Source organism: Pedobacter ginsengisoli (assembly GCF_030244015.1).
GTDB classification, from domain to species: domain Bacteria; phylum Bacteroidota; class Bacteroidia; order Sphingobacteriales; family Sphingobacteriaceae; genus Pedobacter; species Pedobacter ginsengisoli.
Window position 1 is genome coordinate 593,475 of record NZ_JASSYX010000002.1, and the last position, 21,437, is coordinate 614,911.

Sequence of the window (21,437 nt, forward strand, 5' to 3'; positions counted from 1 at the left end):
TTATGGGCGCCTCCTGCAATAAAAATAATTCTCCAAGAAACGGCACAAACCGTTTGAACCGCTTGCCCAAAGCTTTGGATGCATCTTTTGTTGCCATTGATGAAAGGGACAAGGCGGCGCTTTATGATTTCTGTGAGAAACTGAGTGCATTTATCAATTACTACTATTTTGATGGCGTCGAAAAAAGCGGTAAATGGAATACCGTTTTTAAAATTGAAGAACTTAAAGCGGATGGTTCAACGGAACCCCATCAGGGACTTTTCGACGCATTCTTAGACTTATATTCCATCGCACAAAAAGACTTGAACGGGTTTACGGCTAAGCATCTGGATTACTTTTTTGAAACCGTGCTCGGTTTTAAAAAGAAACCTGCCGTGCCCGATAAAGTGTACCTGACTATACAATTGGCGAAACACATCACGCAATATATTCTGGACGACAGCACCCAGTTTAAAGCAGGCAAAAACAAAGATAAAAAAGAGCAGTTCTATAAACTGTTATCTGAATTTAGTTTTAGCCACGCACAGGTGAGCCAGATCAGATCGATCCTGGTTGATCAGGACGAAAAAAGCAGGGTTTACCTTTCACCGGTGGCCAATTCAGGCGATGGTACAGGAGGAGATCTGATAAATGCAGATGGCAGCTGGGATACTTTCGGGAATGACGAAAGAGCTGAGGCTGTTTCCGGTTTTGCCATTAGTTCTCCCTTATTTCGAATGGCGGAAGGCATCAGGATCATCACTTTGACCATAAATTCCATTGCTGATTTTGGCCCTTTTCCAATCATTGCCAAAGAAAAGTTTAAGGCATATGTAAGTGCCGAAAAAGGCTGGAGCGAAATCAGTGTAGAATCCGTGGTCTTTCCTGCGGCAAACCGGATGGTGATGACGCTTAAAGCCACCGAAACGACACCTAAAATTGTAGACTATCAGCGCAAGCTGCATATTGAACCGTTTGAAACGGAATATCCGGTTTTGAAAATAACTGTGTCAGCTGGTGCAGCCACTAATGTTTACAGCACGCTGACCCATTCCGGGCTCAGTTCGGTTAAAATTGACACCAGTGTCACCGGGGTTAAAAACTTGCTGGTGCAGAACAGTTTGGGTAAACTTGATCCTTCAAAACCCATGGAGATCTTTGGTTCCACACCAACTATCGGCGCAAACTTTTACATTGGCAGTTCTGAAGTATTACAGCATGACCTGAGTTCGCTGAAGCTGAATTTCGAGTTTCTGAACCTGCCGGGGATTTCATTTGATATTTACTACAAGGCATATGTAACAGCCGGCGATTTCTATACGGTCATTTTAGACCTGAATACTTATAAAGAAGAAAAGCTGGGGCTTAAAGAGAAAAAATCAAACGAATCCAAGAAAGAATCTTTTGCATTAGAAGCAGGTACAATCATGTACATGGGATTTGTTGATTCGCCGGTATATATGCTCCTTGCCAATAGTTATGTCTATAACTCCAGCTTTAAAGCAGAGGTATCTTATTTGTACCACCGCAACTGGATTCCTTTGCCACCACAGGCCCCATCAAAGGTAAACCTTTTTGGCACGGATGACACCCATGCTCCGAAGGCTGTCTTTAGTGAAGCATTGGTTGTTCCTGCTTCTATGGAAGAAGATTATGAGACCAATGCCGGAGAAGGCTATACCCTGGATACAGAACGTGGTTTTTTGAAGCTTAAATTTACCGACGGCAGATTTGGACATGCAGATTATCAGCTGGCTTACAGCCGGGCCATTCTAAACGGGATCGATGACCCGACAAAAATTGATCTGCCAAACGCGCCGTATACTCCTTTGATCCAAAATCTAAGCCTGGACTATACCTGTACAGCAACTTTGGATTTCAGTGCGGCAAACGCAAATAAAAGCCAGTACGACAACCGGGTACATATATTCTTTAATCTGGAGCCTTTTGGTCCTGCTGAAGTCCATCCCTATACCCACGAACTGGTTACCCTGCTTCCTTTAAGGGCTTATGAAGGCGAATTATACATTGGGTTGAGCAATGCTGTGGTTGCACAGAACATCAGTCTCCTCTTTATGGTCAGTGAAGGCAGCTCAGATCCTGATATAGAGAAAGCCATAGTGAAATGGGCTTACCTGGAAAAAAATGTCTGGAAAGAATTTAAAAAACCGGAAATATTAAGGGAACAGACCAATGGCCTGCTGACCAGCGGGATTGTGACCCTTCAGATCCCTAAAACGGCAACTCATAACAATACATGCCTGCCATCAGATCTCATCTGGCTGCGTGCAGCTGTAGAAAACCACGCCATGGCAGTTTGCGACATCATCTCAATTGATGCACAAGCTTCCGAAGCCGCGTTTTTCTGCTATGAGGATGTGGTGCCGGAACAGATATCGATACCGGCCGGTACCATTTCCAAACTTAAAGAACCGGACGCTTCCATCAAAAAGGTCGTGCAGCCTTATGCATCCGTAAACGGCAAACCAGCAGAGCAGGGGAATGAATATTACCTGCGGGTAAGTGAACGGTTAAGGCATAAAAACAGGGCCATTACCCTGTGGGATTATGAACGGCTGATCCTGGCTAAATTTCCTGGAGTATACACCGTTAAATGCATCAATCATACCTATTATAACGGGACGGTGAGCACCTATAACTCCTTATCCCCGGGCTCGGTAGCGATCATTGCCGTTCCTGACATCAGCATCTCCAATGCGCCAAATCCGCTGAAACCCAAGGTGTCGAAAAATACGCTGGAGGAGATCAGGTCATACATCACCAAAACAAACTCTGCATTTGCCGCGGTAAATGTTCAAAACCCGATTTTTGAAGAGATCAAGCTTGATTTTCATGTCAAACTGAGGGACGGATATGAAGAGAACATCTATATGGAACAGCTTCAGCAAAAGATCAAATCCCTTTTGGCACCATGGATCAGCAACAGCAGCATACAGCTGGAATTTGGCGGTAAAATAGAAAAATCAACGCTGATCTACCAGCTCGAAAAACTGAAATATGTGGATTATGTGACCTGCTTCAAAATGTACTTGTTCCGGCCGGCGGGGCTGGAAGACATATCGGCCAAAGACCTGGACAGTGCTGAAACCGCCACAGCAGCAAGTATCCTGACCTCGTACACCAGTCACAACATCCTCAATATAAGCGATATTCCATCAGGAGGCAACCCTGATTGTGACTGCGGTGACTGCGATGACAACGTGGTGAAAACAAATGAAAATACATCTCCTGTAAACGAATGCGGTTGTAACTCATGAGCGAACTAAAAACCATATCGAAAGAAACGCCGGAACAACTGAGCCTGCAGTTTGATAGACTGCGGGAACTAGGTCTGGCCAGGATTCAGGACCTCAGCAAAGAGGTATGGACCGATTATAACCTGCACGATCCGGGAGTTACTACACTCGAGGCATTGTGCTATGCAATAACCGACCTTGGTTATCGCCTTACATTTGACATACAGGACCTGCTGGCCAACAACCCCCATGACGCAGATGAAAAGGATGTTGATTTTAAAAATTTTTACACGCCCAGGGAAATTCTGCATAACGCCCCCGTCACGCTCAAGGATTTCAGAAAGCTCCTGATGGATGTTGCGGTAGAAACAGACGATACCCATGAACTGCTGGGGATCAAAAACGCATGGCTCCTCCTGGCGACTGATGCCGAGAAAAAACTGTTTGCGGACTATGTTGCTGACAAGCTTTCCTATACGCCTACCGTTACAGATCCAACAGGTTTCTTTGTGAGGGGCCTGTATAATTTCTTATTGGAGTTTGACAGTTCCGTTGTTCACGGAGATCTGAATTCCAATGCTTTAGATGGTATATACCTGATCAATAACTTCTCTGACCCTCATCTGGACGGGGTAGAAATCAAGATCAACATTCATTTCCCCCGCTGGGATGACCCTGCTGTAGATTTTGAGGACGACGGCAGCATCATCGACCATATTGAAGCCCTGGAAGTAGAATTTGACGAATTGCCGGCCGGATACACGCTGGAGGATACCGATACAACTGACAATAAGATCACGCTTGCCGGCATTAAAAAGATCGGTGGTGTTCCCGTTGCCATTCCGGATCTGAATGTCATCGATGCGGAGTTAAACGCATTCCTGTTTACCGCGGCTGACAGTCTTTTGGCACAATACAAACGCAAGATGGCCATTGTAAAAGCCATCATAAAAAAAGCTGAAGACCGCCTGTACAACAACCGCCCCCTCTGTGAGGACTACTTAAATATTAAAGCGCTCCGTGTGGAGGAAATTGCCATCTGCGGGGATATTGAAATTGACCCTTTTGCTGACCCTGCTACCGTTGCAGCACACATTTATTATGCGGTTTCCAAATTTCTTTCACCCGATGTCTACTTCTACAGCCTGCCTCAGATGAAAGATAAAGGCAAGACCACAGAAGAGATCTTTGACGGGCCGGCATTGGAGCATGGCTTTATTGACGACGAGGAACTGGATGCCTCCGCACAGAAATGCAACATCAGAACCAGCGACCTGATCCGTCTGATCATGGACGTGGAGATCGACGGACAGAAATCCGTCAAATCTGTCAGCGGCCTGCAGATCGCCAATTTTCCGGAAGACAATGACGGAACCATCACCCAGAAAAGCGTGAAATGGTGCATGAGCCTGGCCATTGACCAGCTCTACGTTCCAAGATTGTCTACCAAACTTTCCAATTTATCATTTTATAAAAGTGACCTGCCATTTTCTTTTGATGACGAGGATATGGACCTCATTTTTAACACGCTAAGTATCAATGCACAAAAACGCTATCCTTTGAACCCTATCTTAGACCAGCCGGTACCAAAGGGGCAATGGCGGGAAACGACAGATTATACCTCAGTTCAGGAAGATTTTCCATTGGTCTATGGAGTGGGTTCTCAGGGCATCCCCAATTTACCGGTGACGGAGCCGGAACGTTCAGAAAGAATCACCAGTGCCAAACAGTTCAAAGGATTTCTTTCCTTCTTCGATCAGCTGCTCTACAATTACCTGCAGCAGGTGAACGGTTTAAAATCCCTGTTTAGCCTGAACCAGGAGCTTGATATCTACGGACAGCCCCTCCTGAACAAAACCTATTTCAGCGAATCGCTTCTGGGCGATGCGGCTGTAGCGGAGATTGTGCCGAACGGGGCTGACCTGGTGTTGTTTGACAACGATTATGGAGTCAGCCTGCAGGGGATTACCGAGTCTAAAGCCGATTTTGAGAAAAGAAAAAATCGGTTTCTAGATCATTTACTGGCCCGCTTTTGCGAGCAATTTAGTGACTATGCCATCATCGCTTATACCATTGACGGGCAGAAAGCCGGAGCAGAACTGATCAAAGATAAACTCTCGTTTTTAAATGCATATCCCGAAATCAGCAGCAACCGGGGAAAAGCCTTTAATTACAGACATGCTTTGAACTGGTACTATCAGAATGTATCTGGCTTTGAGAAGAGAACATCCATGCTGCTGGGCATTGATCCCAGAAAGGCAGATGAGCTCCTGTTCTCCAAAGAGTTTATCATTAGCGAAACAGCGGGGAAATGGGGCTTTGAGACCAAGATCATTACCAAATTGTATTTTAAGAACCCACTGCCTTTTAAAACTAAAAATGAAGCAAAGGCAGGGGTCGAACAATTGGTGAGTGCGGGCGCGCTGCTCAAAAATTATAAACTGGTCCCGGGTACTTCGGTCAATAAATTTCAGATCGCAATTTACGGCGATGGCCTACAGCAAAGTTTGGTCGCGCTGAGTAAAAGTACCAATTTGACAGAAGTTGCTGCGACAACCATGATCGGCGAACACCAGGCACTCTGTCTGAATGAACTGCAAACACAGATTCTGGCCAGCCGCAAAAACCTGGCTCCGCCCATTGAAAACTATTTTACGGTTTCTACCCATACCATCGACAACACTACTACGCCCCACTTGCACAAGATCAGCTACAAGTTGTTTGACAAACCCGTGCAGGATTCTACCCGAAAGGTGATCATGACAGGTGAACTGGAAGGGCCGGAGCAAAAAGGGGTAAATTCGGCAGAAATTAAGAAGAATACCAGGTTAAGCCTGATCTGGAACTTCATCAGGTTTGCTTCTGATGAAGATTATTACCGCTTCGATCCGGAAAATGTAGTCGTTGCCGATCCAAATTATCACTTTGAAATATTTGACATCTACGGAAATACGATAGGCAAGCACCTGGGCAAAAATTACAATAAAGCACTGGCGGAAAGGATAGAGGATGCTGTGCCGGCCACTGTGATGATTACAGATTCCATTTCCAATAATGGTATGTACACCGTAAACAATACCGTAGCAGTGGGCCCCAACATTAAGATTGAGGTCAACGAAACTTTGCCGGATAGTTATCCGGATGGCAAGGTCGTTTTTGACGAGATATTTACTGGCAGTGTTGCCTCAAACCGGAGGGAAATCACCATAAACGGTACTGATCTGACTGACCAGTTGAGGGCAGGTGATGAGTTGTCATTAAAGCGGGTCTCCGGTGATTTTCAATACTTCAATATTCTGAGCATCAGTTTCTCAAGCAACAAAACGCTGATCGTTTCCGATGTCTTACTGGATAAGCCGTTTGTTCCGGAACAAATCAGCTATACCAAGACTTTTGGCATTAAGAGCTTGTCTGCCAAAACCATCATCATCAGGGCAGGGATGGAAAAAGTCGCGGTTTCTGATATGGTGGCTTTTATCAACAAGGTCTTTATTGAGCGTGAAGGAATGCACTTAATTGAGCACCTGCTGCTTCGTCCAAAAACAACCCTCGATAAATTGCTTGACATCCATACCGATGTGGACTGCGAGCAATGTAAAATAACCGACACCTATAGCTTTGTGATGACCGCAATATTGCCCTACTGGCCCAACCGGTTCAGGGACAGGAACTTCAGGAATTTCATCGAAAAAACACTAAGGGAAGAGACTCCGGCGCATGTGGCTTTAAACGTCTGCTGGGTCAGCCCTCTGCATATGGATTTATTTGAAAAGGCCTATAAATACTGGCTGATCCAATCCAACACGCTTCCTGTTGATCATCCGGAAAGGATCAATGCACTAAAAGAATTCATCGAGATCACGCAGAACCTGCGCAGCGTCTATCCTTCCGGTAAACTGCACAGCTGCGACGAAGACGATGTGCAAAAAAATACACTTATCCTCAATCAAACTAACATTGGCATTTTTTAACTAATTGACTTATGGAACTCATTAATAAAACAACGGTATTTGAAGAAAATCAGGTCCTTACTGCCGGGCAGCTGAATACCATGCAGGATTTTTTGTTTCAGGAGAGCCGATTGACCAGAATCCGACTGATAGGGAGAGGTATAGCCTGTGGGCTCGAAGCCAGCAGGACCGGCAATGTGTACCACATTACCAAGGGCGTGGGGGTATCTTCATGGGGGTTTTTAATTTCCCTGGGTGATTGTGAGCTTACCCATTATAAAGAATATGTATATCCGGATGGAATGGACTATCCGTATTTTAACGACAGTACAGGCAACCGGGTTAAGCTCTATGAATTGGTGAAAGCGGAAAATGCAGTATTGCTGGGCGCCAAGCTGATCGATGCTGTGATCACCGCGGGCAACTATGTCGTGGTACTGTTCCTGGAGGCGGCTACAAAAGACCTGAAAAGCTGCCTGGGCAAGAGCTGCGATGATCTGGGGATAGAGAAGACCTTTACAGTAAGGAAGCTCCTGATCTCTGCTGCTGACCTGATTAAAGTTAACACCGTAAATAAGAATAAGGGCGGGGCAATGTACCCGGCGTTGTATAATCTGGAAACCATAGAATACCCAAGGGCACTGATCTCGGCAAGCCAGGCTTCAGATTATTTTGACCTGGTATTCAGTTATTTAAATCCAGTGGACTCGGTCCTGGACCAACTGATCAAGCAGCTGGAAACCATCTATAACGAACTACCGGTTTTACAAAAGAACTTTAATGTGGTACTGGCCGATATCGGCACCGAATGGCATCAAAAGTTACTGGAGCTCGCGACGGGGTATATAAGCGGATCAGCATATGGTTTTCAATACGTTTACGACGCCTTTGAAGACATCATCAAATCGTATGAAGAACTGAGGTGTGCCGCCATGCACCTGAACAGCGTTTGCCTGCCTGACAACGACGCCTTTCCGATGCACCTCATGCTGGGCGATATGGCTTGTCCACCTGCAGACAACCGCCAGGAATTTGAATATTCTCCTTTATTCAATGACTATAAAAGCTGGTCTAAGAAAGTCGTGACCATATTTGGCCGTATTCTGACAATGCTGAAAGGCTATCATGCGGAATTTATGAAGGAAGCCGATGAACAGGGGGTACTGGCCACTCCGAGTAAAGAAAAGCAGCAGCCACTGGGGAAAAAAGCATTTCCGATCTACTTCAATCCTTACCTGCCGGACTTTGAGAAGTTCTGGAATGATTGCTCTTGCCATGGCTGCGGCGGTGAAAAAGGGCTTAGCTATCACTACCAGCTGCCGGAAGAGGACCAGGACTATGGCTTCAGTAAACTGGAAACACCGTTGTTCTATAACATCAATGAATATAATTTTTTCAGGATGGAAGGGCATTTGGGGCTTGATGAGGCAGATGCCGTTAACCGGTACAGAAGGATCAGGCGCAAATTTAATATGCCATTTAAAGTAAAGTCCCTGTTCATAGGGGATGGCGATGAAATAACAACCACGTGCCGCTATCCCGACCTGGATTCGCAATATCTCGTCTGGCGGAATGTCATGCTGTACTATCTCAATAACCTTTTGAAATACGGTAAAATTGCCGAAAGCATGGCGGCAAGGTACAAAGACGTGGCCGATGCAGTAAAAAATGCGGCCGGAAGTACAAAAACTGCTCCTGAGACAAATGTCCGTACTGCAAAAATGGCCGGAACCACTGAGGCGATAGAAGTTAGCACAGATAAGGTATCTTTCTTCCGGAAGGCAAGTGAAGGTGTTTTTGCCGCAGGAGCTTTTACAGAAAACCTTAACCGTACCGATCATTCCCGGATCTTTAAAGACAATCCCCGGGCCGCCGCACCTGAAAATGAAATCCATAAAGAGCTGCTCAACTGGATCGCCGATTTTAATGACAATATTGAGGTACTCATAGCAGCCCTGCCACTGGAATTCACTGAATTTGATGAGGATGCATTTAAAGATAAATATGTTGCTGAGCTCAACCATTATGTAGGTTTAATGAAAATCCTGGCCAGGATCATCAACCGGGAGAGAGATAAGGAGATGCTTTCGTACCTGCTGATCCTGACATTGGCGCACCGGGTTTTGAATACGATGATGATCAGGCCTTACATCACGATAGGCACGCTGACAGACATTAGGAAACAGCGAAACCTTGACTTAAGAACCAGCAAGTCTTTTGTGGATTACCTGAAAGCACATGGGGGCGCAGAACATTTGGCAGGGGTAGAAAGAGGCAATACATTGCTGCTGATCTATCATGCCGGGGAACAGGGAGGTGAAAAAAGGCGGGTCGCTGCAGAAAAGGAACATTTAAAGGTAGAAGGCGATCTGGTTGAGGTCGATATAAAACGGAAACCGTTCGGATTCAGAGATGGTGAGCAAACAGAGTTCAGTAAGAACTTTGCAGCGCTGTACGAAAAAATAGGAGCCGATCAGGCCTTAAAAGAATTGGGCGATACTGTCATTGCGGATTTTACGGTTTATGAAGACGACAGCTGCTGTGAATGTGATCCTAAGGACTATAAGAACAAAGAACTGACCCCATTGGCAGTGCCAATTTCCAGGGTAGTTTCTTATAGCGCAACCAGAGTAGTTGTTTCAAAAATACAGGTACTGAATAATTTATATCATCCGGGATTTTATAAGGTTTCATTGGCGACAGAGCCCGTCTATGGCGAGGTCGAGTTTACTGAAGAGGATTATGAACCGATCCCCGGACAGAAAAAGCAGATCCTGAACTATACGCTGAACAATGAAAAAATCAAGGCAAACAGAAAAGCAGGTTCGGCGATTGTGGATATAGACGAATTTGATTATCTGATCACAGACGATAATGGTGATGAAGCCGGACGGGCGACGATTACGGTTTTTATAAATTTCGAAAGCCTTACTCCGCAGACCTACAAGCTGAGCGGTACGGTAAGTTATTCTAAAAGATACACGATCACTGTACTGGATCCTGCAGGATCTGTTGTGCAGGAAGGTGTGTTTACGGATGGGACTTATAGTTTTCAGCTCAAACCTGGAGACTATGTCGTAAGAGCAATAAATGAACAGCAGGATTCACAAACAGGCAATGTACGTATTGTGGACAAAGACGAAGTGGTTGATTTTAATTTCGGATAACCATGCTCAGCAAGCACATCATACACTCGCAAAAAATGGTCATCAGTGTGGATAACCAGCAGGATGCGCAAAAACTGCAGCTCGAGCTCAGGGATTTTTGCCGGGATGTGCTGCCTCATCTTTTTAATGAAGTATTTGATGCAGTGGCGCCTGTCAGGACGCTGCGGATCGAACAGATCAAACTTGATCTTGGCAGTATCCGTACAGATCATTTTATTGCAGACATCAAAGAAAAGATCATCGCCCAGCTTTATGAGCAGTTGAGGGAACATCAGCTGAACATCAGCAAGAGCAAACCATATCAACTGACACAGGACGAACCGGTATCTGATGCCTACTACGGCCCTTTCTCTGCCGACAGGCAGCCGGGACATTTTGATGAGACAAATGACATTAGCAGATATGAAGCATTAGTGCATTATTGCCTGCACGGATTAAGACCATGGTGGATCTCAGGTTCGGCCGGATTTTTTCCTTCAAAAATGCTTAAGGATCTATATGTATCGAACTGTGGTGTTTTTATCAGACTGATAAACAAGTTTGCTCCCGCATCAAAAGCGCAGCAGCGTTTAATGGCATTGATCAGTAAACAACAGTTTTTTTTTCAATACAACCTGTTTCGGGGTAACGATAGTGAACTGGTCATGCGCTTTGCCGGTAAACTTGATTTTCAGAATTATCAAAAGGTGCTGCAATACTGGCTGTCCGCCATTGAAGAACATCAGGAAGAAAACGAGCCGGTTAGTTTTGCCTCATGGATCTTGAAATGTGTCCACGCGGTTCCGGAATCCGGAAAGAAATCCCTGCAGATCATAGCAGACCTGATCACCAAGATGGAAGATGATCAAAGCGAAAGAGCTTTGGTAAGCTCCCTCAGCCAATTGGCTGATCAGCTGAAAACGGTGTTCAAAGTCAAAAGGCCTGCCGGGGCTCCCAAAAAAGAAGAAAATACGAAGCCGGTTCAACCGTTGAAAAGACCGGTTCCGGTTGCCGGGCAGTCCCTTGCCATTGAAAATGCAGGCCTGGTACTGGTCTGGCCGTTTTTAAAAGCCGCTTTTTTAAAGCTGGACTGGCTTTTGGAAAATAAACTCAAAGACAGGACGATTGCGGAAAAGGCGATATGCTGGCTTCATTTTTTAATTTATGAGGAAATGCCGGATGACGAAAGTCCCTTGTTGCTGAATAAACTCATTTGTGGTATTGAAGCTGACGAAGCATTGGCCCTGAACCAAATCAGGTTTAGCAAAAAGGAACTCGCTGAAGCAGAGGAAGTCAAGCGGGCAGTGATCCAAAACTGGCCCGCCTTAAAGACAACAGTGACCTCTGCTTTGAAAGAGAATTTTTTTAAACGGAATGGCCTTTTAAAATCGAAAGACGACAACTGGTATTTAAATATTGAAAGAAAAGGAATAGATGTTTTGATTGACCGGTTACCCTGGCCAATAGCCCATATAAAATTGCCATGGAACAACTATATGATACACGTAAACTGGTAAGCAGGAACCTGCGTGCCAATGCTGATGTACTTGCCGCGGAGCTGGACTGGTTTGAAAGTGTGCTTCAGCTGAGGAGTGCAATAAATGCGGGAAGTGTCGCCGAAGGCGCCTCCATATTTGACCTGCAGCCCCCAACGCTCGAACCAAACAAATCGGCCTATGGTGATTTTGTGATCAGGCACGATCTGCAGTTTTGCGACCGGTTCCTGCTTTTCCTGGCAATGGCTCCGCAGATCAAGCCGCAGTGTCTGGATATCTTCCTGGTTCAGAACTCGAGGACCGGACAGATATTTACCGAATTTGGGGGAAGAAAGGGCAGTGTTTTCAGTGGTTTTCTACCTACCGCTGAAACCTTTCTTTTTTTACTTGCTGCCGATGACCTCGCTTTGAGGTTCGACCTCCTGAAGCTTTTTGACGCTACACGTCCTTTGTTTGCGCTGAATGTTCTGGAATATGAGCCACTCCCTCCCGGAGAACCCTTGTCAAGTATTCCATTAAACGTCAGCAAAACCTGGTTTGAGGAATTTACCACAGGAGAAAGAAGCAGGCCCAGGTTTTCGGCCGAGTTTCCGGCCCAGCTCATTGAAACCGATATAGACTATGATGACCTGATCGTTTCCGGCCATACCAGCGGGCAACTCGATCTGATCAATTCCTGGCTGATACACGCTGACTTCATGATGCACGAACTGGCCTTGAAAAACAGGCTGAAACCTGGCTTCAGAACCTTGTTTTACGGTCAGCCGGGTACCGGTAAATCTCTGGCAGCAGCCGTGCTGGGCAAGAAACATAACCTGCCTGTGTACAGGATCGATCTCAGCAAGATCGTCAGCAAATACATCGGTGAGACCGGGAAGAACCTTGCCAAAGTTTTTGATGTTGCAGAAAACCAGGGATGGATCTTATTTTTTGATGAGGCAGATGCACTGTTTGGCAAGCGTACCAATGTAAGCGATGCCAGGGACCGTTATGCCAATCAGGAAACTAGTTATTTACTGCAAAGGATTGAAGACTATAGCGGATTGGTCATTCTAGCCACCAATTTTAAACAGAATATAGATCAGGCTTTTTTAAGGCGTTTTCAGTCGGTGGTCGAATTTCCAATTCCGCAACCTGACCAGCGGGCCTTAATCTGGCAGCAGGGATTCTCAGCTAAAACTCCATTGGAATATAAAGCCAGCATACCCGAAATTTCAAAGAAATATGAGCTGTCGGGCGGCGTGATCATAAACGTGATACAGTATGCTACCATGCAAATGCTGAAGGACAACAACCCCGAAATCAGGTACAAAGATATTATAGAGGGCATCAAACGTGAATTGAAAAAATCAGGCAGGACATTGTAACCCATGAGCGCAGCTTTAGCACATAGCGATCCCCATTTCAAATCTGTTACCCACAACAGACCGGGGAAGACCTGTATCCAGGCAAAGCTGCAAATCGGAGGAGTTAATGACCCGCAGGAACAACAAGCTGATCAGATCGCAGAAAAAGTAATGCGGATGCCTTCGGGGGCCAGCGCAGCAATGACGGGATTGGGCAAAGGGGAAGAGATGAAAGTGCAGCGCAAATGCAGCAGCTGCGAGCATGAAGAAGAAACGATAAAGCGCAAGGAGAAGGAAATGATCTCTCTGAAAGCTGATGAGAAACTGGTCAGAAAAGAAGAAGAGAAGTTAACACGGAAGGAAGACGAAAAGCTGCTGAGAAAAGAAGACAAAAAACTGCTCAGGAAAGAAGATGAAAAGATCGCCAGAAAATCTGAGGAGTTACAAAATATAGACCAGCCTGAAATGCTGCTGGCCAAAGGCGGAGCAGCATTTTCAGGAGGAGGAGCCGCACCATCCAGTGTACAATCAGGGATCTCATCTACCAAAGGCGGGGGCAGCAGCCTGCCAGGCAGCGTAAGCAGCGAGATGGGCAGTAAAATGAATGCCGATTTTAGCGGAGTACGGGTGCATGACAATGCCCATGCCGCAAAAATGAACACCCAGATCAGCGCAAGGGCATTTACTGTTGGCAATAACATTTATTTCAACCAGGGCGAATACAATCCATCATCACAAAGCGGAAAATTCCTGCTGGCGCACGAGCTGACCCATACGATACAACAGGGTGGAGCAGTTCAGCGCAAAACTGAAGATCAGGAAAAGATCAGCAGGTGTGCCGATTGCGGACCAAAAGAAGAGAAAGTGCAAAGAGGACTGGGCGACTGGCTCGCAGAGCGCGCATGGGACATTGCAGAAGAAATAGCTCCGGCAGAGTTTGTGCAAATGCTCAGGGAGGTCAGCAATAAAGGTATTTTAGGCTTCCTGCGTGACAAGCTGATGGAAGGCCTGAACCACCTTTTCGACCGCTTCCCATCCGTAGGCAACTTTGTGACCAACCTGGTAGCGGTATTCACGATGCTGTATGACCGGGTATCCGTCATCATGCAGGCCTTAATCGCCGGAGACTGCGCCCCACTGCTTGCCGCGGTAGAAGAACTGAAAAATATAGTCACCACCATAGCCACTGATGCCTGGAACGACCTGACCGAATTTGTCCGGCCGATAGGCGACTTCTTTACGGGCTTGTGGGCTTCATTTGGAGCTCCCGTAGTGGACTGGCTTGGCCAGACGGCTTCAGATATCTGGGAATGGCTTCAAGGTGTAGGACAGCGCATATGGGACTGGACAGCCCCGGTGAGGGAATACGGTGCCATGGCCTGGGACTGGGTGAAATCTACTATAGGCATTGGCAGTGACAGTTCCGGTGCTGAAAATTCCAACGGAATCATCCAGTGGATCCAGGGCAAGGCGGAAGAAGCCTGGACCAGCATCAAAGAAATTATGCGCCCGGTCATCGAACCGGTACAACAAATTGCGGCTAAAGTAGCGGAGATTTTGCCGCTTGACGCCATTACCAACCTGCGGGACATCGTTTCCAATTTCGCCCAGGGTGTCAACGGAATGGCTGCGGCGATGGGCGAAGACGGGGCAGGAGTTGCCGCGCAAGCACAACAGGCCTCACTCCGTGATGTCATCCTGCCTGCCGTACAGAACGCCATACTGGACGTGCGAACCGGCATCAGCAATACGGGACTCTGGATTGCAGATAAAGTAGGCGGTTTTGTCGGCATGGTGACCGGCTTCTACAACTCGGTTGCATCCAGCTCCATTTTCAGTGCTGCTGCGCCTGCCATCGCCTGGATCAATGACATCGCCGTTAGCCTGGGCAATTGGGTACAAACAGGAGTGATCAGCCTCTTTAACATGGCGAGTGATGGATTGGGCTATCTGGCCACATTCATTGAACCGGTTCTGAATGCATTACAAAGTATAGTAAGTACCATTTCCGACCTTATGGGCAGGGCGGCTGACTTCATCCTTGGGCCATTTATGCTCATTCCTGAATGTATCCGAACGCCGATAAAGAACTTCCTGATCGAACAGATCCTGAGCAGGATACCGTTGTTCAACCAGATCATGGCCATAGGCGATCTCTGGTCGAGAGCACAGCAGGTGGTGATGACCATCTTGTACCAGGTATTTGTAGACGGTAATCTGCCTGGGGCAGTCTGGACCTTCTTCAGGGAACTGCTGAGCCTGGTCGGCATCCCACCGGAACTGATTGTTTCCATTCTGGCCAATGCATCATCGGCGATAGTTGATATCCTGGCAAATCCGATCGGTTTCTTCATCAACCTGCTGAGCGGTTTGAAACAAGGATTTACCCAGTTCTTTGGCAATATTGGAACCCATTTGATCAATGGAGTGGTCTCCTGGCTAACGGGTGCAATGCAGACCATGGGTATTCAGCCGCCTGCTGATTTCTCATTCGGATCCATATTCGGCTTTATTCTCCAAGTACTGGGTATTACCATTGACAACATTTTCCGGCTGCTGGCCACAAGGATCGGCGAAGAAAGGGCACAACGCCTGCGCGGCATGCTGGACATGGCCACCGGTGCCTGGAGCTTCGTCGCCGATGTGGTCGAACGCGGCCCGGTAGCCATATGGGAGCATATCGAACAGCAGCTGAGTAACCTATGGGACACCGTACTGACCAATATCATTACCTATATCAATGAAAGGATCATTGCACAGGCCACCGTCTGGCTATTGGGAATGCTGGATATCAGCGGAATCATGCCAGTCGTGAACAGCATCATCGCCATATACAATGCCGTGCAGAGCTTTGTTGAATATTTTGTACCGATACTCAGGATCATTAACCAATACGTCAGCATGCTGGCCGATGTCGCGCGCGGCAACATTGCAGGAGCCGCTGATTATGTGGAGGAATTGCTGGGCGATTCGATGCCGATTATGATCGGCTTCCTGGCCAACCAGTTCGGTTTTGGGGACATAGCCAACCGGATGCAGGAAATACTGGAATCTGTTAAGCTGCGGATTGATGCAGGCATTTTATGGGTGATAGATCAGGCCATCGCCATTGGCGGGGCTATCATGGATGCGGGTAGGGCTGCTGTCGACGCGATACGTGGCTGGTGGAACCGCAGAAGATCATTTACTGCCGCAGACGGAGAACACCATGAAATGTATTACCAGGGAGAAGGCCAGGCTGCCCAGCTCTATGTGGCCAGCGCCAATCCGCGTCCTGCAAGACAACTGATCACTGAACTGGAGACTGAATATGCAGGCGCTACCGCTGAACCCGAATTGACGAAGAAAAACAGGGTGCAGACTGCAAAAACATTATACGACGGAGACATCGTCAGGCTGCTCACCAATGTAAAAGCGTTGTCTGCAGACCCTACGCAGGCAGAACTCGTTGAACAGCATCCAGACTATGCCGCACTGCTGACCAAGGAAACAGAACTGATGGATATTTTAAGAACTGTTATGGGCAATGGCAGGCTGGCAGACATGCGGAGAAGGTACTTGTATGAAGGTACAGTCGGAACCTACACTGGTGTTCCAACCCCTACTTATGACAGCATAACTCCGGACCATCAGCCACAATGCGCCACACTGAAAGCAGCCGAGAGAATGGTCTTCGGCCCGCTCGCTGCCCCTGTATTCTTACCTGGCAACCCGATTTTCGGACTGACCAATGGTAGTCATTGCAGTGGGGCCTATGTCGTAAACCTCCACAGCTACCGGCATAATTTTGGAGTGAGCAGGACTTATGGCACTACCCCGCACACCGCCAATTTCGTAACCAGGACACAGCCATTGCTGAACGCAGCTCCAACAAGAGGCGCGGCGCAGCAGATCGTCGTCACCCAGCTCCGCTCAGAATTAAACGCCGACGCGGAAGCCATTAGGACCAACGTGATTAATAAGCCACTTACAGATCACGTTTGGAGAGACATTAATACCGAAGGTATGGAAGGGCTCACATTAAGTATGGCTGACAAAGACACCATGTACACCTTTGTCAAAGGTAACATCGCCCAGGGCGAACGTCAGATGGCCAACCAGCCTCTGAATTCCATCAGAACAGACTAGACAAAATTCCAAAACTCTGCAGCCATGAAAAATCTCATACCTCTATTCAGCGATACCCGGGCGATTCAATTACTGGATGACATACTAAAGCACAATAAGGAAATATTTGGGTTCTTTAATGACGACGAAGATGCAAAGTTCTTTAAAGAAAGAATGACCAGGAAAGATAATTTTAAATATCTGCTGCACGCCCAATCCGGAACCATGATCTTGCTTTACAACAGGACTAAAGAGGTCAAATGGGACAATGCCCATGTCGTATGGAATGACTCCTCGGGTGAACCCACGGGTATTGTGGCAAAGAACCTGGATGACTTTTTATCGTTGCTGCACTTTGGAGACGGCTTTCTTTCAGAATTTTTAATGGCCGCATATATGAACAAGCTGATGCTGGATACCTATAAAAATCCTTTAACAACTGTGACCGATGTCAAAATAAATTCCATCATAACTAATACCCTTGCCAGCGACAAAAACTTTGGCTGGTTAACGGAGAAATTAACAGAGAGCGGATATCCCAAAGTAGAGAACCCGGTTGAAATGGCCTGGAAAGCATTTAACATTGAATATCCTGTAGTTATTTAAATCAGGAATTGCTTTTTCACCCATTTGTTATCTGCACTGATCTTGCACCAGCCCTGCTGCTCGTCAATGATGAACACCTCCTGACCTTTCATGAAAGAACCTACTTTTGGAAAGCTTGTTCCGGGGCCGCTCCTGACGTTGAGCGTCGTTGCGTTCACAGTCGCCCGTGTCACATCCAGTGTATACGATCCGTTGACCCAATGCTGCTGAGAACCCGAGATCCGGTACCAGCCGTTCTTTACCTCAAAAACCCGCAATACGGAGCCCAGCACAGCAGGTAAAACCCCGCTCACCTTAGCGCTTTGGGCACTGGCACCGGTGCGGATGTTCAGACTATCTGTATTGGCAGAAACATATTTCATAATATTTGCAGGCCCAGGAGTGGGCGTGCCACTTAAAACCACATTGACCAGTGGCAGAAAGTTCTGTTCACAGGCGCTCACCGAATTGCCACCAAAGAAGGCGGTTCCCGGACAGGTCTTGTTGTTTTTTGTGCCATTGTTGCGCTCACCAGTAGTCAGGTTGAACCAATGGTGGTATACGACCTTATTGCTGTTCACCGTTATCCCAAACTTTTTGCAGAGTGCGGCAGTCATTCTGATGATGGTGTCTTTATGTGCTGCAGTCATAACATCTTTACCCGTATCAAAATTGCCCAGATTTTCGATACAGACCGAGTTGGAATTGAACCCAAAAATGCAGGCCGGTGTCTGCTCCAGGTTCCTGCCCGTCAGGATGCTCCCGTCTGGAAAAGTGGTAAAATGCTGTCCGATATCCATCCAGCCGTTATTGCTCACGTGATAAGTTTTCATGCCCTGCTGGACTTGAAAATGATTGGTTGGTGTGCAGGAGGCGTAGCTCGGGTTCCAGGTATGGTGTTCCTGAACATAAAGAATGGTTCTTGCTACTCTCAGATTTGAAATCCAGGATTCAAATTCAGAGATATTCATTTTGGTGAAACCAAATTTGGTAGTCATGATCGTTGATTTAGATGCTTTATTAAAAATAATAAAAAAACAAATAAAAAACAACCTAACTTTTTTTAAATCAAATAGTTAATTCTTTTTCCAGACCCGGCTTTCATGCCTCGAAAAGTAAGAAAAAGAACTGTACAGTAAAAAACTGATCACCCATATACCGGCCTTAAAGAAAAATCCGCTTTCGCTGTAAAATAAGGTGAGCTGATAGGCACCAACAGCGATCAGCACCATGACCGGCATACTGTAAAACCAGATCACGCGCGGCAGTACACCCCGGTTGCCATGAAACTCCAGCATATTGTGCCTGATCTGCGGAATCCAGGGATGCTGTTTTTCCAGGAGGAGGCCTTCTTTAAAATTGGCATCCAGCAATTTCTGGTAGACGCTCAGGTCCATGTTCCAGAGCATGATCATGCCTATAGCACCCGCATAGCAGATCAGCGCGATGAACAATAAAGGATGAAACGGCAGTGCAGCTTTCTGTGTCAGCGCGAAACCTATGCCCGCGAATGTCGCCAGCAACCAGCCGGAGCCAATTTTGCGGTATTCATTCTGCATGTTGTTGAAATGTTTTTCACTGTCAGTGATCTGCTTGTTCAGATCCAGGATTTGTTGTACCTCCATAGGGTTGAGATTAATTAAAATAGGTACATAAATATAACGATCTCCGACCGCAATAAATGAAAAAACAACGAAAAAATAACGATAAGTAAGGGAAACTTTGCTTAAGTTTTCGGAGTTTTATATTTTATAATCAAAAACCTATGGATTTTGGAAAAGTAGCCGATAGCGCAGTTAAAGACGTAGACTTCACATTGCCCCCGGACGGTGTGCAAACAGCAAAAACTTTGGCGCATACCCAACCGGTAAAGCACCCGGATTTTTTTGTCGGCTGTGCCAAATGGGGGCGAAAAGAATGGGTAGGCATGATCTATCCGCCAAAGACAAAAGAAGCCAATTTTCTGGATGAGTATGTAAAACATTTCAATTCAATAGAGCTCAATGCTGTTTTTTACAGCATACCCAACGCAGATCTGATCCGGAAATGGAGGCAAAAGACTGAAGAGAACGCCGGACATCATTTTGTCTTCTGTCCTAAATTCTCCAGGACCATCACACATATTAAACGACTGAAAGATGCCGAAGTACCTACCGACCTCTATCTGTCCAGCATCCATGAGTTTGGTCAATACCTGGGCCCCTGCTTTTTACAGCTGGGCGACAACTTTGGCCCCAGGAATGCAGACATTCTGGACAATTACCTCAAACACCTGCCCCAGGACCTCGAGGTATTTGTAGAAGTACGGCACGAAGAATGGTTTTCAGATCCGGCAGTAAGGAGCACGTTTTTTGAGATGCTTGCCAAATATAAAAAAGGGGCTGTTATCACAGATGCCAGCGGCAGGAGGGACTGTGTGCACATGGAACTGACCATACCGGAAATCTTCATCCGCTTTGTGGGCAATGGAGCAGCGCACCAGGCATCAGACTTTGCAAGAGTAGACGAATGGGTGGAAAGGATTAAAGCATGGCAGGAAAAAGGACTTAAAAAGACCTACTTCTTTCTGCACCAGCACGACGAAAAGGATACCCCGATACTTGCAAACTATACGATACAGCAATTCAACAAACATCTTGGCTCCAATATCCCGCCAATAAAATTTCTTGGAGATGATGGAGATATTACAAAACAAGGAGAATTATTTTAAATACTATACTTAATTTGTAGACATTAATTATTTAATTTAGCAACACCAAAAAATAGAACATTATGAGTTTAAGAATAGGGGACATCGCTCCCAACTTCAAAGCACAAACCTCAATAGGCGAAATTGATTTTTATGAATACCTGGGCGACAGCTGGGGCGTTCTGTTTTCACACCCCGCAGACTATACCCCGGTATGTACAACAGAACTGGGACGTACAGCAGCGCTGAAGGGCGAATTTGAAAAAAGAAACGTAAAAGTGCTTGCCCTGAGTGTTGACTCCGCTGAATCACACAAAGGCTGGATCAAGGACATCAACGAGACCCAAAACACCAGCGTAGAGTTTCCGATCATTGCCGATGAAGACAGAAAAGTAGCCGATCTTTACGATATGATCCATCCGAACGCATCAGACACCCTTACCGTGAGGTCTCTGTTTGTGATCTCACCTGATAAGAAGGTTAAACTGACCCTGACATACCCTGCATCTACGGGCCGCAACTTTAACGAAGTATTGAGGGTTATTGACTCCCTGCAACTGACCGCCAACTACAGTGTAGCCACACCAGCAGACTGGAAAGACGGAGAAGACGTGGTTGTAGCCAATAGCATCAAAACTGAAGACATCCCCGCAAAATTCCCTAAAGGGCACAAAGTAATCAAGCCTTATCTGAGAACAACACCTCAGCCAAACAGGTAATACCTCGGCCGAGCAAGTAATCCTTTAGCCGAACAGGTAATTCTTTAGCCAAACAGGTAATACTTCGGCAACGGTCATTCACTTATTGGTTTACAATTACGTCATTGCGAGGTACGAAGCAATCTCAGGAGTAGATTGCTTCGTACCTCGCAATGACGTTTTA

11 protein-coding genes are annotated in these 21,437 nt (G+C 46.5%); 9 read left to right on the top strand and 2 right to left on the bottom strand.

Features of this window, described 5'->3' with window-relative positions:
• Window positions 1-2 precede the first annotated feature (2 nt).
• Genes QEP08_RS09685 through QEP08_RS09715 form a run of 7 tightly spaced genes read left to right on the top strand, consistent with a single transcriptional unit; the run spans window position 3 to window position 17,887 of the window.
• Window positions 3-3,257, top strand: a complete 3,255-nt coding sequence (locus tag QEP08_RS09685; RefSeq protein ID WP_285057521.1) for a baseplate J/gp47 family protein — start codon at window positions 3-5, stop codon at window positions 3,255-3,257.
• Window positions 3,254-7,207, top strand: coding sequence for a hypothetical protein (locus QEP08_RS09690; RefSeq protein ID WP_285057522.1), 3,954 nt, complete (start codon window positions 3,254-3,256; stop codon window positions 7,205-7,207). The genes QEP08_RS09685 and QEP08_RS09690 overlap by 4 nt, the downstream gene beginning before the upstream one ends.
• Before the next feature lie 11 nt (window positions 7,208-7,218).
• Window positions 7,219-10,353 carry a hypothetical protein gene (locus QEP08_RS09695; protein WP_285057523.1) on the top strand — a complete coding sequence of 1,045 codons (3,135 nt, stop codon included), beginning with the start codon at window positions 7,219-7,221 and terminating at the stop codon, window positions 10,351-10,353.
• Window positions 10,354-10,355: 2 nt separating this feature from the next.
• Window positions 10,356-11,849: a contractile injection system tape measure protein gene (locus QEP08_RS09700; protein WP_285057524.1), complete on the top strand. Its 1,494-nt coding sequence runs from the start codon at window positions 10,356-10,358 to the stop codon at window positions 11,847-11,849.
• On the top strand, window positions 11,816-13,195 hold the full coding sequence (locus QEP08_RS09705; RefSeq protein ID WP_285057525.1) for an ATP-binding protein: 1,380 nt from the start codon (window positions 11,816-11,818) through the stop codon (window positions 13,193-13,195). Before QEP08_RS09700 ends, QEP08_RS09705 begins: the two co-directional genes overlap by 34 nt.
• A gap of 3 nt (window positions 13,196-13,198) precedes the next feature.
• Entirely contained in the window at window positions 13,199-17,302 is a 4,104-nt protein-coding gene (locus QEP08_RS09710; protein ID WP_285057526.1) for an eCIS core domain-containing protein, read from the top strand.
• Between the two features lie 24 nt (window positions 17,303-17,326).
• Window positions 17,327-17,887 (top strand): hypothetical protein, encoded by a 561-nt coding sequence (locus QEP08_RS09715; protein ID WP_285057527.1) that lies wholly within the window; start codon window positions 17,327-17,329, stop codon window positions 17,885-17,887.
• Here the strand turns inward: QEP08_RS09715 and QEP08_RS09720 are convergent.
• Entirely contained in the window at window positions 17,884-18,864 is a 981-nt protein-coding gene (locus QEP08_RS09720; protein ID WP_285057528.1) for an SH3 domain-containing protein, read from the bottom strand. The two genes, QEP08_RS09715 and QEP08_RS09720, sit on opposite strands and share 4 nt — an antisense overlap.
• Before the next feature lie 78 nt (window positions 18,865-18,942).
• Window positions 18,943-19,491 (bottom strand): hypothetical protein, encoded by a 549-nt coding sequence (locus tag QEP08_RS09725; protein WP_285057529.1) that lies wholly within the window; start codon window positions 19,489-19,491, stop codon window positions 18,943-18,945.
• 140 nt (window positions 19,492-19,631) lie between these two features.
• On the opposite strand from QEP08_RS09725, the gene QEP08_RS09730 reads away from it, so the two are divergent.
• A complete protein-coding gene (locus QEP08_RS09730) occupies window positions 19,632-20,576 on the top strand; it encodes a DUF72 domain-containing protein (protein ID WP_285057530.1) in 945 nt (314 codons plus the stop codon).
• A gap of 62 nt (window positions 20,577-20,638) precedes the next feature.
• Window positions 20,639-21,274 carry a peroxiredoxin gene (locus tag QEP08_RS09735; RefSeq protein WP_285057531.1) on the top strand — a complete coding sequence of 212 codons (636 nt, stop codon included), beginning with the start codon at window positions 20,639-20,641 and terminating at the stop codon, window positions 21,272-21,274.
• The last annotated feature ends 163 nt before the right edge of the window (window positions 21,275-21,437 follow it).